Source organism: Yaniella soli, assembly GCF_054782375.1.
Map to the genome: position 1 here is coordinate 98728 of NZ_BAAGSP010000007.1, position 15012 is coordinate 113739.

General features: G+C 56.1%; 16 protein-coding genes. 5 read left to right on the forward strand and 11 right to left on the reverse strand.

Annotation, left to right across the window (positions count from 1 at the left end; genetic code table 11):
• Window positions 1–2 precede the first annotated feature (2 nt).
• Complete coding sequence (locus ACYVJT_RS05610) at window positions 3–554, reverse strand: NADPH-dependent FMN reductase (protein WP_343955751.1); 552 nt, start codon at window positions 552–554, stop codon at window positions 3–5.
• A gap of 187 nt (window positions 555–741) precedes the next feature.
• Between ACYVJT_RS05610 and ACYVJT_RS05615 the strand changes: the two genes are divergently transcribed.
• The 3 genes from ACYVJT_RS05615 (at window position 742) to ACYVJT_RS05625 (ending at window position 3791) form a co-directional block, all read left to right on the forward strand.
• Window positions 742–1308, forward strand: coding sequence for a cysteine hydrolase family protein (locus ACYVJT_RS05615; RefSeq protein WP_343955750.1), 567 nt, complete (start codon window positions 742–744; stop codon window positions 1306–1308).
• 15 nt (window positions 1309–1323) lie between these two features.
• Window positions 1324–2589 (forward strand): winged helix-turn-helix domain-containing protein, encoded by a 1266-nt coding sequence (locus ACYVJT_RS05620; RefSeq protein ID WP_343955749.1) that lies wholly within the window; start codon window positions 1324–1326, stop codon window positions 2587–2589.
• Window positions 2590–2690: 101 nt separating this feature from the next.
• Complete coding sequence (locus tag ACYVJT_RS05625) at window positions 2691–3791, forward strand: NAD(P)-dependent alcohol dehydrogenase (RefSeq protein ID WP_343955748.1); 1101 nt, start codon at window positions 2691–2693, stop codon at window positions 3789–3791.
• A 5-nt stretch (window positions 3792–3796) separates the two neighbouring features.
• Here ACYVJT_RS05625 and ACYVJT_RS05630 read toward each other — a convergent pair whose 3' ends face one another.
• The 6 genes from ACYVJT_RS05630 to ACYVJT_RS05655 form a co-directional block, all read right to left on the reverse strand.
• A complete protein-coding gene (locus tag ACYVJT_RS05630; protein ID WP_343955747.1) occupies window positions 3797–4822 on the reverse strand; it encodes a phosphatase PAP2 family protein in 1026 nt (341 codons plus the stop codon).
• A gap of 363 nt (window positions 4823–5185) precedes the next feature.
• Window positions 5186–5980 (reverse strand): hypothetical protein, encoded by a 795-nt coding sequence (locus ACYVJT_RS05635; protein WP_343955746.1) that lies wholly within the window; start codon window positions 5978–5980, stop codon window positions 5186–5188.
• Window positions 5981–6025: 45 nt separating this feature from the next.
• Window positions 6026–6928, reverse strand: coding sequence for a PPK2 family polyphosphate kinase (locus ACYVJT_RS05640; RefSeq protein WP_343955745.1), 903 nt, complete (start codon window positions 6926–6928; stop codon window positions 6026–6028).
• 3 nt (window positions 6929–6931) lie between these two features.
• A complete protein-coding gene (locus ACYVJT_RS05645) occupies window positions 6932–7699 on the reverse strand; it encodes an isocitrate lyase/PEP mutase family protein (protein WP_343955744.1) in 768 nt (255 codons plus the stop codon).
• Between the two features lie 114 nt (window positions 7700–7813).
• Complete coding sequence (locus ACYVJT_RS05650; RefSeq protein ID WP_343955743.1) at window positions 7814–8611, reverse strand: ABC transporter permease; 798 nt, start codon at window positions 8609–8611, stop codon at window positions 7814–7816.
• Window positions 8604–9596, reverse strand: a complete 993-nt coding sequence (locus tag ACYVJT_RS05655; protein WP_343955742.1) for an ABC transporter ATP-binding protein — start codon at window positions 9594–9596, stop codon at window positions 8604–8606. Before ACYVJT_RS05655 ends, ACYVJT_RS05650 begins: the two co-directional genes overlap by 8 nt.
• Window positions 9597–9698: 102 nt before the next feature.
• Between ACYVJT_RS05655 and ACYVJT_RS05660 the strand changes: the two genes are divergently transcribed.
• Window positions 9699–10439 carry a TetR/AcrR family transcriptional regulator gene (locus ACYVJT_RS05660; protein ID WP_343955741.1) on the forward strand — a complete coding sequence of 247 codons (741 nt, stop codon included), beginning with the start codon at window positions 9699–9701 and terminating at the stop codon, window positions 10437–10439.
• Window positions 10440–10713: 274 nt separating this feature from the next.
• Here the strand turns inward: ACYVJT_RS05660 and ACYVJT_RS05665 are convergent, their stop codons facing one another.
• Genes ACYVJT_RS05665 through ACYVJT_RS05675 form a run of 3 tightly spaced genes read right to left on the reverse strand, consistent with a single transcriptional unit; the run spans window position 10714 to window position 13735 of the window.
• A complete protein-coding gene (locus ACYVJT_RS05665) occupies window positions 10714–11379 on the reverse strand; it encodes a DUF6320 domain-containing protein (protein ID WP_343955740.1) in 666 nt (221 codons plus the stop codon).
• Complete coding sequence (locus ACYVJT_RS05670) at window positions 11376–12725, reverse strand: alcohol acetyltransferase (protein ID WP_343955739.1); 1350 nt, start codon at window positions 12723–12725, stop codon at window positions 11376–11378. The genes ACYVJT_RS05665 and ACYVJT_RS05670 overlap by 4 nt, the downstream gene beginning before the upstream one ends.
• Window positions 12722–13735 carry an alpha/beta hydrolase gene (locus tag ACYVJT_RS05675; RefSeq protein WP_343955738.1) on the reverse strand — a complete coding sequence of 338 codons (1014 nt, stop codon included), beginning with the start codon at window positions 13733–13735 and terminating at the stop codon, window positions 12722–12724. Before ACYVJT_RS05675 ends, ACYVJT_RS05670 begins: the two co-directional genes overlap by 4 nt.
• A gap of 112 nt (window positions 13736–13847) precedes the next feature.
• Here ACYVJT_RS05675 and ACYVJT_RS05680 point away from each other — a divergent pair, with 112 nt between their 5' ends.
• Window positions 13848–14462 (forward strand): LOG family protein, encoded by a 615-nt coding sequence (locus ACYVJT_RS05680; RefSeq protein ID WP_343955737.1) that lies wholly within the window; start codon window positions 13848–13850, stop codon window positions 14460–14462.
• Window positions 14463–14752: 290 nt separating this feature from the next.
• On the opposite strand, the gene ACYVJT_RS05685 is transcribed toward ACYVJT_RS05680, so the two are convergent.
• Entirely contained in the window at window positions 14753–14914 is a 162-nt protein-coding gene (locus ACYVJT_RS05685; protein WP_343955736.1) for a PIN domain-containing protein, read from the reverse strand.
• Window positions 14915–15012: the final 98 nt, after the last annotated feature.

Sequence of the window (15012 nt, forward strand, 5' to 3'; positions counted from 1 at the left end):
CCTTAACCGCGGTTGGTGGTGACTAGCCCTTCGAGCTGGTCGAATAGTCCGTGCAGCTCAGTTGTATGGCGTTCTACCGGAGTGAACTCACCATCGGTCCAATCGAAGAACATGTTGAAGTTCAGCTCAGCCCGAGCAACCGGCATGGAGAAGTTTGCGACAATTTGACGCCACTGCTCAATGGCCCGAACTCCTCCAACTGAACCGTGACCAACGAATGCGACAGGTTTGCCGACCCACTCCGGACCGAGCACATCGACGGCATTCTTGAAGCCGCCAGGCACGCCGTGATTGTACTCCGGAGTGACAAAGACGAAACCATCAAAAGCATCGATGGTGTCTGACCATTTCTGAACATTCGAGTCCTCATGCTTTTTGTTGGCGACCATCGGATGTAGCGCACAGGTCAACAGCGGAACATTGAATTCAGCCAGATCAACGTACTCATAGACGAAATCACCGTCGCGTTGTTCAGCAACCTGCTGGGTAAATTTGGCCACAGGGTCCGTGGCACGCTCGGCACGAATCGAACCGTTGATGATACCGATTTTCATATGGTCTTACTCCTTCTATACGTATGATTCATCTGAAGATTTACTCTATCGTCGGCCGTTGTCACGCATCCGACCGCTCGTCACACAATCCACCAATATGCCCGAATTCGAGAGCATGTTTCAAATTTGAATCGTATGGCTGAATCGCCGCAAACAAGCAGCTACGCATTTCCTTTAGACTGACCCCATGAAAGCTAACCGTGACGCATTGTTCCTCGTGGACTTACAAAAGGCCTTCTTTGATGAAGAAGGCTTAGCCGAATGTGAGGGCGAGCTGGAAGCGGCCGCCAATCGACTTCGTGATGCGGCGCGGCTAGCCGACGTACCGGTGTTTGTCATCACCACCGTGCACAGCCGCGACGAATCAACGTGGACGTTGAATATGCTCGAAGCTGGTGAGGGCTTTCTCTTTGCAGGTGACGAGGGCACCCAGGTCATTTCCGGGCTCAATACGGAAGAAACGACTCGCGTGGAAAAGACGCGTGACAGCGCCTGGTTTGGCACCGATCTCCAGTTGCGCCTGACGAATCTTGGCATCAAGAGGATCGTCATCGCCGGGGTCTCGACCCATGGTTGTATTGCCCAAACAAGCCGCGATGCCTATGCGCATAATACTCGGGTCACTATTGTCACCGACGCCGTTGCTGACCACCGCCAGGACTACCACGACGCCCAATTACGACAGCTTGAAGAGGATCGCCAGGCTTCGATCGCCACAATAGAGGACATCCTCGAATCCTGGAACCAGGCGTAAGTTCATGGCAACTATATGACCGTTCGCACGCTCAGTTTAGCCCAGGCCCGCCGGGTTGCCATCGCAGCGCAGGGATTGGACCGACAGCGGCCAGACATTGTGTCGCTACGACACATCACCGACACGATCAAACGCATCGGACTACTCCAGATCGATTCCGTCAACATCGTCGCCCGAGCGCATTTGCTGCCGCTACTGGCACGACTTGGCCCCTACGATATCGGGCTGGTTGGACGGGCTTCGGCTCGTGCACCACGGCGCATCCTCGAAACGTGGGCACATGAGGCTTCCTATGTGCCTGCCACAACGTTTCCTCTCTTGACCTGGAACCGACGCCGCTGGCCAGGTATGGATCCTGAAGCATTAGCAGCTGAACACCCCGAGCTATTTCGCCTCGTACGCGATATTGTGGCGGATCACGGTCCACTGACAAGCCGCGAAATTGAAGCCTTTGCAGATGCCGCACACGCAAAACGCCCACATGGTCAGTGGGGCTGGGAGTGGAGTCCCGTCAAAACCGCATTAGAGATTCTTTTTGACGCAGGTGAACTCACACCGGCCCGACGCAACGCCCAGTTTGAACGCGTCTATGATCTCACTTCGCGCGCTCTACCACCGGACATTCCCAGCCAGATACCACCGGCCAAAGACGAAGCCATCATTGAACTTGTCCGGATCGCGTCTCGTGCTCACGGCATTGGCACTGTGCGCTGTTTTGCGGATTATTTCCGCCTCAACCAACGAGAGACCCGTCGAGCCGTTGACGCACTGCAGGCCCACGGGGAACTCTTACCGGTCACAGTGACGGGATGGAACCATCCACTCTGGATGCACTCCCAGACCCGGGTCCCGCGCCGTACAAACGCTCGAGCGCTGTTGGTGCCCTTTGACCCATTGGTTTTCGAACGTCGTCGGCTACTGGAATTATTCGGCATGCACTACCGGCTCGAGATCTATACGCCCGCACACAAACGCACCTACGGCTACTATGTGCTGCCGTTTCTGCTCGGTGAACATCTCGTTGCCAGAGTAGATCTCAAATACGACCGGAAACATGGCGTCCTGGTAGTGCGTGCTGCTTATGCCGAACCGCCAGGTCCAGACGACGCGGCACGAGCCACTTGGCCGGATCGTACAACTAGAGGCAAGGAACTCATCGCCGAACTGACCACGATGGCGAGCTGGCTCGGTGCGGGCGACGTCGTCGTTGAAGATGCCGCTCCTGGAGATCTCTCAGCAGACCTGCACGAACTGTTGAGCTACAACACGCTCATCACGTGAACTCAACCTAGACGCCGCATCGATCACGGGCGTAACGTGAAATGCAGGGTTGCTAACTGAAGCAATCGAGATACTCGTTCACGAATCTTCTGGAGGTTCCCGTGGAAATCACTGCAGCTATTACTCGTGGCAAAGGCGAACCGTTCGAGATCACGACCCTAGAACTCGACGATCCCCGCCCCGAAGAAGTTCAAGTCAAGCTCACCGCAACCGGTGTATGCCACACCGATGCGATCGTGCGAGACCAGGTCTACCCCACCCCGCTACCTGCCGTACTTGGTCACGAAGGCGCCGGCATCGTCGAAGCTGTTGGCGACAACGTCAACACCATCAACGTGGGTGACCGAGTTGTTCTCGGCTTCAATTCATGTGGTGAATGCGCCCAGTGTCTGAACGGTCGGCCCGCCTACTGCAAAAATTTCTATGACTACAACTTCTCGGGGGTCCGGCCAAATAAGACCACTTCCCTGTCGGAAAACGGCAATACAGTCTCATCGAATTTCTTTGGCCAATCATCATTTGCCACATACGCGAACGTCTCCGTGCGCTCCGTGGTGCCCGTCGATGATGATGCGCCCCTGGAACTCCTCGGCCCACTCGGCTGTGGTTTGATGACCGGTGCTGGCTCCATCATCAACGCGCTCAAAGTTGCGGCAGGCGAAACTATCGCGATCTTCGGCACTGGCGCGGTCGGTTCCTCAGCAATCATGGCTGCAGCTGCAATCGGTGCAACCACGATCATCGCCATTGATCTTGTGGACTCACGGTTAGAAGCTGCCAAGGGGTACGGCGCAACCCACACCATCAATTCTGGTGATGAGGATCTTGCTGAACGTATCGCGGAGATTACCGGAGGCCGTGGCGTTGAAGTCGCGCTCGATACCACCGGTGTCACCGCAGTCACTCGCCAGGCCGCCGATTCGGTTGGCATCAACGGCCGCGTCGGACTCGTGGGTGCGCCCAAGATGGGTGATGAGGTGAGCTTCGAAGTTGGTGCCTCACTGCTCAAGGGCTGGTCATTCCAGACCATCATCGAAGGGGACGCTGTTCCACAGGATCTTATTCCCAAACTGGTGCACTTGTGGCGTCAGGGCAAATTCCCGATCGAAAAAATAGTCCAGACCTACCCGCTTGATGAGATCAACCAGGCATTTGACGACTCCGCATCAGGCAAAACGATCAAACCAATCGTGACGTTCTAACAACGTTATGAGACCGCTGCGGATCCTGGACTCGGAACAACTTCATCACTATCTGCGACGCTAGGCTTCGACGCTCGACTCCCAGACGGGTACTTGCTGGTGACCCGTTGTCCGATAGCGACGCATGCCCAGCCAATGACCACGCCAACAATACTGTCGATCGAATAGTGCCATCCAAAGTAGACGGTGGCGATGAACGTTGTACCAAAGAAGATCCAGGCAGCCCAGCGTAATGCCGTATTCGAAGCAACTCTCTGGGCGAATAACGCCATTGCAAAGGTCACTGAGCAGTGAAGTGAGGCGAAGGCGGCCACACCGTGTATCGCATCAGCCGTGATGGGGTCGGCCAAAAACTCTAACCGGTTGTCCCACAGCGCAGCCTGCAGGGAACTGGTACCGGTTTCAGGCAGGGCTTGGTAATACTGCTCCTGGTGATAGATCGGTCCCACTGCGGGAAATGCGTAGTAGCTGATCGTGCCCATAACCCAGTTGAGGCTGATAGCTGTCACGAACCAAGCACCGGTAATGAGATTTCGACACATGACCAGTACTACACCGATGGACAGAGGTATCAGTGGCATGTACGCCAGGTAGAACAGCGAGAGCACTTCAGCGGTCAATCCCACACCGAAGAAATCCTGCAACACAAACGCAGGGTTCGTACCACCAGACATCCATCGGTCGAGTTGCGCAAGCTGGGTGTCCCACAGCACGCCATCCGTGTAGATCGGCAAGACGCTCTTGAGGTTTCGGTACCCGACATAACACAGGTAAAACGCAAAGAGACCCGTGCCAATGTAGAGCAGTCGCTTCAGGGTCCATTCCTGTTTGACAACTTCAACTATGCCACGCGGAATGGCTCGCCAACCGCATCGACGGATGGCGGCAGGAATGAGACCCACGCCGAACAGTAGGACTGCGAGAAGCGGCAGCCGAATGTAGGCGGGACCCAAAAATCCTTCGGGGTCCCGGAGCGGAACGCCAGTATGTAGAGAGGCAGCAATTGCGGCAACTCCGGTAAGAATTGCCACAATGATAATGAAAGTGTAAGGCCGATGTCGCACAGAATTCATCTACGTAAGATACCCCGCATCGAGCATCTTGTAATCTACGTGAGGGGCAAAACACCCCTATTATGAGCTTTCTAGCGCACCACCGCACCGGTCTGGGAATATCCCAAGAATGGGCGTGTCGAAATATGTGAGCTGCTTCGACCTAGCGAAACAGGTTCCGGACAAGACGTTGTAGACCGCGTCGGCCTGCACGCTTTCCCATCGCCTTCGGACCTCGTTGTGCAGCGCGGGCGTCTCCGCGCATCCGTCGGGCTCGTAGTAGCCAGTTCAACATCTCGTGCTCCTTTTCATCGTCCTCACAACAAGGGTGTCAGGTCGGGCTTAATATTTTCTGGACGAGCGATCCCAAACCATGGTGTTACCCAAGTACCCGTTTGGCTGACCGAGTTTTGACCCCTGTTGTTTCTTCATTGTGACAGTAGCTAGAACCCATAAGAGGATCAGGCCGAGTAGTGCGATGACCGCCCACACAGCGATGCTGGACTCATTCAGTGGATTTCCAAAGATGACGATCGCCCGCCAAACGCCAACGCCGCCTACGACAAAGATGCCAAGAACGCCCAAGAGGTTCGTACTTATACGGTCCGTTGCAAAACCGAGACTGCACGTCGTGGTCCAGGCATACAACGCTAGAAGAAATACCGAAATGAGCACAAATGCTTGAGGATCCGACGCATAAGCAATGAAAGCTGTATTAGCAAAGGCGATCTCGTCGACGACTAGCGGCCAGAGCAACACCAGGATGGCCTGGATCAAGGTCGCTAGTACGACCGCCGACAAAAGAAAGCTGGGCAGCCCGGTGGGCCGGAAGCCGTTGTCATTGCGTTTAGCACTCACCAGCCCGAAGCCCCATGCCACCGTGCCGCCTGCTGCAAGGAAGGCGGCCCATAGTGGTTCCGGCTCGATAACGTGCCTAGAGCCGGTTTTCATCATCCCGGTCGCGGAGAGCAACATCAGAAGCGTCCAAAACGCGGACATCGCAACAGCCCCAATGACGGTGTGCTTGAGATCTGTTCCCCAGCTGGGAGTCTCTTTGCTATTGACTCCCCTGCGTTTTTTGGTGGTCTCTGGAGGCGGTGGTGGCGGCCCACCGGGCCAGTGGCTTTGGTTTGTCATGGCACTATTGTCCACAAATAGTTAGTCGATTACGAGTCAAGGGCACTACCGGCTTGCGTCCAGCCGACGTCGTTGTTCCTCTATATCAAACGAAGCCGCTGGCCATTCCAAGGTCATTGACTCCAATGTCTCAATGAGCAGCCCTTGCACGGCAAGCCGCGCATACCATTTCCGATCAGCCGGGATCACAAACCACGGAGCGTGCTTTTTATCGGTTTCCTCAATGGCAATTTGATACGCTTCCATATATTCGTCCCACTGCTCGCGGGAGTCAATATCAGCTGGCGAGAATTTCCAACGCTTATCGTGGCGGTCTAACCGGTCTGAAAGTCGTTCGTATTGCTCTTCAGGGCTGATGTGCAGCATGATCTTGAGGACTGTGGTCTCGTCGTTTGCCAGGTCTTTTTCGAATTGTCGAATAGCACCGTAGCGGCGCTTTAGCTCGGACGGCGACGCAAGCTTATCCACGCGATGCACCAGCACATCCTCATAATGGGAACGATCAAATATGGCGATCTCGCCGGGTTGCGGGGTGTGCTTGCGAATCCTCCACAGGAAATCGTGCTGAAGTTCTTCATCGGTAGGTTTCTTGAACCCAACCTGCTGCACACCTTGTGGGTCCATGCAGCCCAGAATGCGCTTGATCGTGCTTCCCTTGCCGCTGGTATCCATACCTTGGAAGAGTAAGAGCACTGAGCGTTTCGACCCTGCTGCTTGAGCATTGGCGAAGAACAGTTCTTGGAGCTCTTCGAGCCGCTCGGTGTTGTTTTGGAAACGTTGTTTCCCGGCAGATTTACTCTTGGATTTACCGTTTTTCGTTTCGAAACCCGGTGTGGCCCGACGATTTAATCTGGTGAGCGGACGCAAAGTACCGTCGTCGAACCCGAACGTACGTAAGGCATCATGAAAAAGCCGAGATGAATCTTCTGTGCTGGTTGTATCTGCCACCGGCTAGCTCTTCCATTGTGACAGCTGTTCGGTTGAAACTGCTGACAGCCATTTCTGCCACAGCGGACCGAACGTAATGCGTCGGGCGCCCAGACCCTTCAACACCGCGAAGTCGCCAGCACCGTGACCATCCACGGGATGCGCTGTTACGTTTACTGGGACCGAGACTTCTTCCACGAGTCGTGTGATTTCCTCCGCAGTGGAGAGGCCTACAGGATAAACCGCACGGGCTCCAGCCTGTTCCATCAGTGTGATCCGCTCTGCTGCTTCCTCCAGTGGATCAGGGAAAACATCGGTACCGAGTTTCACTGCATCGGTGCGACCGTTAATGACGAACTGCACCCCGGCGTCGTCCGCAGCAGCGCGTGCGCGAGCAATATAGTCAGCATGCTCCTCACGATCACGGACACGACCATTGTCACGGTGGACCACATCTTCGATGTTGGCGCCTACTACACCGACCTCGAGCAAGCGTTGAATCAACTCAGACGGTGCCAGTCCATACCCGGATTCCACATCAACGCTCACGGGAACATCTACGGACTCGACGATCTTTTTGACGACCTCGATGTAGTGGGTGAAATCCATGTTCTCACCGTCTGAGCTGCCGACAGCATCTGCTACCGAGTGACTTCCAACAGTCAGACTACTAAATCCCGCATCGGCAGCGACCGCTGCGCTCCAGGTGTCCCAGACGGTTGGCATCACGAGTACATCGCCGGATTCGTGTTGTTCAGCGAGAGATTGGGCAAGTGCACTGATGTTGGACATTTGAACCTCCTCAGGATTGCAATGCCCACCCTACGTTCCACGTTGTAGCCGACGCCATACTTGCGTCGCAGCGAGGTGCAGCAACTTGGCTCCGAACCGTTGTCAGGGCCGTCATTACTTGCGACGCATCAACGCTCTGAGCGTGATGGCGACGCCTGCTACACACCAAATAAATAACACTATGACGTCGCGGGCCCCCGCTTCATAAACCTGCGACGCCAATCCGGCCCGCAATAGATCAGCACCTGCCTGAATTGGAAGATAGTCATGCAGGATTTGAAACCATTCGGGTAGCTGTGACGCCGGAAAAGTGATCGGGGAAAACAACATGACGAAAAAGACGAGTACCTGGCTGATCAATTGGGCCAACATGGGTTGCAGCGTCACGGCAATGGCATAGCCTATGGCAGTGGCCATGACCGTCACCAACACTGCAGCAGCAATCAAGACGCCCCAATCGATAGCAAGACTCAGGTCGTAGCGTAATTGGGCAACGAGAATTCCGATCGCCACCCCGGGCAGGGCAATGGCTGACCAGACGGTCAACTCAACTGCCAACATCAGCAGCCTCGGAACCGGAAGAGACCGCATAAATTCAAACGTGCCATCCGTCCGCATTCGAGCGACAGCCTGCGGAACTAACACCAGACCAATGGTCAAGAGCAGCATTGCTGGGGCGCCGGTCGATAAAAACAGGGCTGTGGCATCAGTAATATCCGGGATGATAAACCCAAAACCGACCACAATCCCCGCTGCGAGCATGCCTTGCACGACCACGATCAAAGGGAGCATTGTTCCAACCTGCAACAGCTGCCATCTCATGAGCGCGGAGAAGCTCGCCCACAGATTCGCTCGTGGCAGCTGGCGAACACGTTGAGCTTGTTGCACCGAGCCTTGGATTGTCCTAGACATGAACGTCACCCTGTTCCGATGAGCTGTACGTATTATGAGTTGCCGAGGTATATGCCAGGTAGGCGTCTTCGAGACTGGTTGGAGCCAGTCCGTACCCGGTAATCTGCTCGGTGGCTCGCAGAGCATTGGCCCATACAACAGCCTGACCTGCGTACTCCGAGGCTAGCCTCAGTATGAGATGGCGGCCCCTCCGTGCCTGAGATCTGACCGGCGGTATCCCTGCGGCGGGAGTCTCGGATGCTAATGGATCGGCATCAGCGAACGGCAAGTGCAACTCCAGCCGCACATCATGATCTTCAGTTCCCCGCAGCTGGGCAGGTGATCCTGAGGCAACGACCTTTCCTCGGTCAAGAATGACGAGATCATCGACGATCCGCTCGGCTTCGGTGACATTGTGTGTTACCAGCAGTACGCCGGCACCTTCATCAGCCCGACGCCGCACGGCGTTCCAGAGAAATCTTCGGCGCCCCGCGTCCACATCGTTGGTGGGTTCATCAAGGACCAGTAGCGGTGTGGGTGCAGCCGCGGCCATCGCGAATGACGTGAGTCGCCGGATCCCTCCCGACAGGCCGCCTCCCTCAGGCAAAGCGCGCCGGTCCAGATAACCCTCGATATTCAGTTCTTCTGCAATGGCTTTTGTGGTCATCTTGGACTCAGCAGCCGAAAGTCCCCGCAGTCGACACGCAATTTCAATCGCTGCACGGGGTGTCAGCCCGTCGATCGGAGCTTGGGATTGAGATTGCACCGCCACCTGTCGGCGTGCGGCCGCAGGATGGGCTACCGCATCTATATCACCGAGGTGAATCGATCCGGCATCAGGACGCAGCAACCCAACCAACTGTGAAACAAGCGTCGTCTTACCTGCCCCGTTATGACCGAGCAAGCCGACCACCTCACCGGGGCGAATGCGTAGAGAAATATCGTCGTTAGCTACGACCTTGCCGAAGCGTCGGGTGAGACCAGAGATAGTAAGCGTGTTATCCATACAACATCCTCAGATACCAACAGTATTCAGATACTGACGGTACGTGGATACTGTGGGGATGTCAACGCATTGCTGCATACGGTTCTGTCCTAGAATCGGTGCATGACAGATTTGCCTGAACCGCCATCTCGCCAACAGCGTCAGCAACAGACCCGTGCTGCTCTTATCGAAGCGGCGCGTGAAGTTTTTGCCGAGCTGGGATACCACGCCGCAAATCTGGAGCGAATTGCTCGTCAGGCCGGATTTTCCAAGGGCGCGGTATATTCGAATTTTTCGGGTAAGGCTGCGCTGTTCTTAGCCGTCATGGATGCAAATCTTGAAACCGTCTGGTCTCAACCGACAGGATCGGCAGATACGCCGCGCCCCGACACATCTTCCGCAGACGTGTTCGAGACAGCAGACGAGGCCGAACTAGACCAGGTCATTCGCGGGTTTGCTTTAGCAACGCTTGAGTTCATTGCCGTCGCTGCGCGAGACGAAGAACTCAGCGCCGAACTTCAACAACGAATGCAAGATGTTGTTGATCAATACACTCAGGTGGCACACGATTCACAGATCGTGGACGATGAATTAACACCGCAACAGCTCGGCACATTACTGACGGCCCTTGATCAAGGTTCGGGGCTCCTCGTCCTTGGTGGCACCGACCTGGTCGACGACGACCTCTTAGGAGTCGGCATGCAACGGTTGCTCGCGACAAAATCAACCACCGATGAGGCTGGGCCTGTCAAGACTGCGCAGCACGCCGACCAACCAGCTGAAGCCGGGGCCGACAGAACCACCAATTCGCACATCCAGGATCGTCTACTGAGGGCGCTAGGAAATCCCACCGTTCAGGACTGATAAGACGGCTGTGGGATCGCCGTGAGCAAGATGAACGTTACACAAGGATGTTCGATTGACAGGAACTCACTGAACTGACCCACGCGATGCCCAAGACTCTTGGTGGATAGCAACGCTGGGAGTAGCGTTCAAGATGACTGGCCCTACGATGCACAACGTGTCGCACAGCTGCAGTATCTCACCAACACGATGATTCGAGTTAGTCGGGTACTCAATGGAACGCTCGACCAGGTGTGGCGTCGGATTTACTGGCGAAGTGCTCGGATCTTTGTGGTTACAAATGTAAACGCTTTGCGAGCTCGTGGCGGACTTCTGCACCGCGGGCGATCTGCAACAGCACCAGCGCGACCACGCTGATGCCACCGCAAATTGCTGAAGGCACCGGGTTGGTCACCCAGCCGAAAATCAACGAGCCGATCGGGACCAGGCCCAGCAGAATCGTCAGACCGCTGTAAACGATGTGCTCCCCGACTTCCATCCGCAGTACTCTTACGGTGATCAGGAGGGCAACGACCGACGACGCGCACACGATGGGGACAGCGTAATTCATTGACCAGCCGTACCAGCCGGTCAGGTAGTCCCAGTAGACACATACCACCCCCACTAACACCACAATGTAGACGGTATTTTTGGCAACATTATGACGCTTACGTATAGCGGTCAGCGCGACGAGCCACATGGCGCTAACTCCCAGCCACACGGAACGCAGGGCACCAAACTCCGCTGGGCCACGCCCTAATAGAAGCTGGGCAGCAAATGAGGCAACGATGACGGCAAGCGAGCTGAGGAACAGGATCCGCAACACGCGGCGCCGAGAAAACGTCAGGGGCACTGCAGGAAACGGGCTGCGAGCCGATTCCCCAACGACAGTGGCATCACACAGGGGGCAGCGGGTCCATGTCCCCTCGATGTCGGCGGCACATTCAGTGCAGCGTCTCATGTGTCTGTCTCCTGTTCGAGCTCTGCCTCAGTGACCCGTGCGGCCGCGACCTGCACATCGATCCCCTGGCCGGTCAGCAAGCGTACGAATGCTCGGATGTGATCGGTCTCGATGAACGGGGAGGTGAACGTTGCCGTGAGCAGACCTGCATGCGACATGACGGAGAGCTGCGGTCTCACCGCAGAGACTTGAAACGCCATGCGTTGGACGTGTGAATCAGCCGGCTCCCCGAGATTCACACGGCCCAGATTCGACATGGCCACGGTGAGCCCGCGGTTACTGGCCCAGTTAATGCCGCGCAGGATGACATCTTTAAGCGGGCGGGGCACGATCCGCAGCAATGGCATTTTTTCGAACCGAATGAATCTGCGGAGTTTCTTTTCTAGCGCTTCGGGGGTTGCTTTTGGTCTAAATTGGCTATCCAAATGCCTACCCACGGAGCCGACGTCGTCAGCTCCGTGCCCGTAGGTGTGTTCGACCCGAACGGTGGCGAAGAAATTTCGCGGTGACGTTGAGGGGAAGAACTGACGTAAGTTCACTGGAACCGACGCCGAGAGTGTACGGGTGGTGTCCGAACCATCCGAGGATACCCGAATGGATTCGAAAAACAGTGCCGTCAGGTACATCGTCAGCGAGATACTTTCGGCGCGCGCCAGCTCGAGCACTTGTTTGGCGGGCATCGTGAGTTCAACAGCCCGAGTGCGAAAGTCCGGAGTGCGGGTGCCGGTGACGCGGTGCACCTTCTTCGCGGCACCCCCCGCTCGAGGGCCGGTAGGTGTTTCGTTGGGTTGTTTGTCCCGGCGGCCCCGGAAGTAGCGCGCGAAACTGTCGGTGACCAGTTCGTGCTCTGTTGCCCCGTCATCGACCTGCCCCGATTGCGGCACCAGGTTGATGGGTCCGGTGTTCTCCAGGGCCCGTTGTTGCTCCGGGTAGCGCACGCGGAGGTATTCGGCGACAAGATCCGTCAGGAACCACAGGGCACCGGTACCATCGGACAGTGCATGAAAGACTTCTAACACGATGCGTTCGTCGTGGTGCATGACCCGAAACAGCAGCCCGCGTCGATCCGCATCATAAATGGGTGCGCACGTCGGTTTGTCATCGGCGGTGACATACGGGCGAAGATCACTGTCTTGCAGGTAGTACCAAAACACGGCACGTCGAAGAACCGCGTGATAGAGCCGATAACGGTCGTATGTCCTGTCCAAGGCGGTCTGCAACATCTGCGGATCCACCTCGTGATCCATCTGGGCACTGAGACGGAACACCTTGGAATCCGTCTCGCTACGGGCTGCCAGGAAAATGTTGGACGCGTTATCGAGTCGCACCCAGTTCCGTCGAGTCATGCCGACTCCTGAGAACCGGGTTGTTCGTCAACGGTTGGTTCACCAAGAAAAGTATTGATCACCTCGTAGGCCTCCCGCAGAGATCGGGAGACGCGTGGCAACGCGATGAAACCGTGTAGCGCGCCGTCCACCCGATGTATCTGAACCGCATTACCAGCCTGTTCAAGTGCTCGACCGTACGCTTCGCCTTCATCCGCCAGTAAGTCCAGCTCGGCGGTGATCACCAGCGTGCTGGGCTGGCCGGCGAGGTCTTTGGCTTCCAATGGTGACACGAGTGGATTGGAGCGTTGTTGTTGATCGGTCAGATAGAGCTTGAAGTAATCATCGACTTCAATATTAGTGAGTCGGTAATCTTTTCCGTGTTTGCGCACCGAGTCGAACGGTGAGGTCGCCGGATCGTGATTCCAGTGGGTCACAGGGTAGAGCAAAATTTGTCGGGTCGCGCCGCGATGGCCGCGTTCTTGCAGCAGCAACGAGACGGCGGCGGTCAGGTTTGCCCCCGAAGAATCGCCGATCAACACAATGTTGTCGGCATCGTCGAGGCCGACCGTACTCGGGTCGTCTAGCAGGTGCCGAACCACGCTATAACAATCGTTCAGACCCGCAGGAAAGGGGTGTTCTGGTGCCAGACGGTAGTCCACCGAGACGACCACACATCCGGTCAGATCAGCCATCGTGTCACATGTCGGAGTGTAACTCTCCACGTCGCCGACGACCCAACCACCACCGTGAAAGAACACCAACACGTCATCACGCAAACGGTCTTTTGGTTGGAATACCCGTACCGGAATCTGATGGTTCCCGTCATCAGAAGGCATCTCGCAGTCCTCAGCCCGCGATGACAGTGCCAATGATGCGGCAAGTCGACGTTGCCTACGGCGGATCTTCTCGTACTCTTCGAGCATGTTCACCCGTGGTGCCGCAAACAGGCCCAGTATTGCTCGAAGGAGCCGATTCACCAGTGAGCGACGGGTGTTCGGCGAACCTGTCTGCCCGTCTTGTGGTGGCATGTGCATCGTCCTCCTCCTACGGAATGACCTTTGTACCACCCCGGCGCGTTTCAGCTGCGCTATGAGCTGTCCCGCCGTGAGCTTATCACTCCGTCATGCTACTCTCGACAAGATGCAACCTCATCATCTCAACCGTCTTGCAGTATTCACCGGTTCGGCCCACGGGGCCTCTACTGAATATACAACCGCAGCCGAAGAATTCGCACGAACTGCTGTCAAGGCCGGCACAAATATTGTCTACGGCGGCGGCAAAGTCGGGCTCATGGGAGTCGTAGCAGATAGTGCGCTTGCTGCAGGTGGCGATGTGATTGGTGTGATCCCTGAATCGCTGGTGCACGGCGAGATCGGGCACCCCGGTCTTTCAACGCTCGAAGTCGTGCCAGATATGCACATCCGCAAGACTCGCATGGCAGACCTCGCCGATGGTTTTGTGGCGTTACCGGGCGGCGCTGGGACGCTCGAGGAAATTTTCGAAGTCTGGACCTGGCAGCAGTTGGGCCTCCATGCCAAGCCCGTCGCGCTCTATGATGTCGATGGTTTCTGGCAACCGCTCCTCGAAATGTTGGACCACATGACGGAGCAAGGTTTCATCTCGTCCAGGTTCCGCGAGACACTCATTGTGGAAACCACCCCGACAGCACTACTCAACGCAATGTCCGCGTGGCAACCTCAGGCACCGAAGTGGCCCGCAACAATGGACACCACCGCAGAGCCTCGGGGCTTGTAGTGGGCGACCGAGTTTTGCATTGCATACATCGATTTCACGCTCATCCGCATCGTCCGGCTAGAGGTTGAACTTGCCAGGTTGAAATCGTGGCACGAAGATCAGATAGGTATTCTTTTTAGCGACCGATCGTTTACCCTCCTCCCACAAAGGTGGAGCCCCTTTCAGAAAAGTAGAACGAAGACCGAACAGTCGCACTCGGCCTATCCCTGCTCGATTCGGCTTTCCCGCAGCGCTTGCGTCTCCTCCCGCCTCTCGAGCACAGATGTGATTTGCTCCAGATATGACGGCATCTAGTTCGACGGCGTGACATACTCGTGCCGCAGGTCAATCACGGTGGCAATATGGTCAAAATCGTGGTCGGCTGTTAGCACAGTGGCGTCATTTACAATGGCATATCCTGCGACAAGAATGTCTAATGAGCCGGCTGCACGGATCAAACCTGAGTTCCACATTGCACTTTGTATGTCGAGTACAAGAGATTCGTCAGGAGCATTTTCAAGTGGAAACCCCAGAGAAACCTGTTCGCGGTAGTGTGCATGATCCGCCGGAG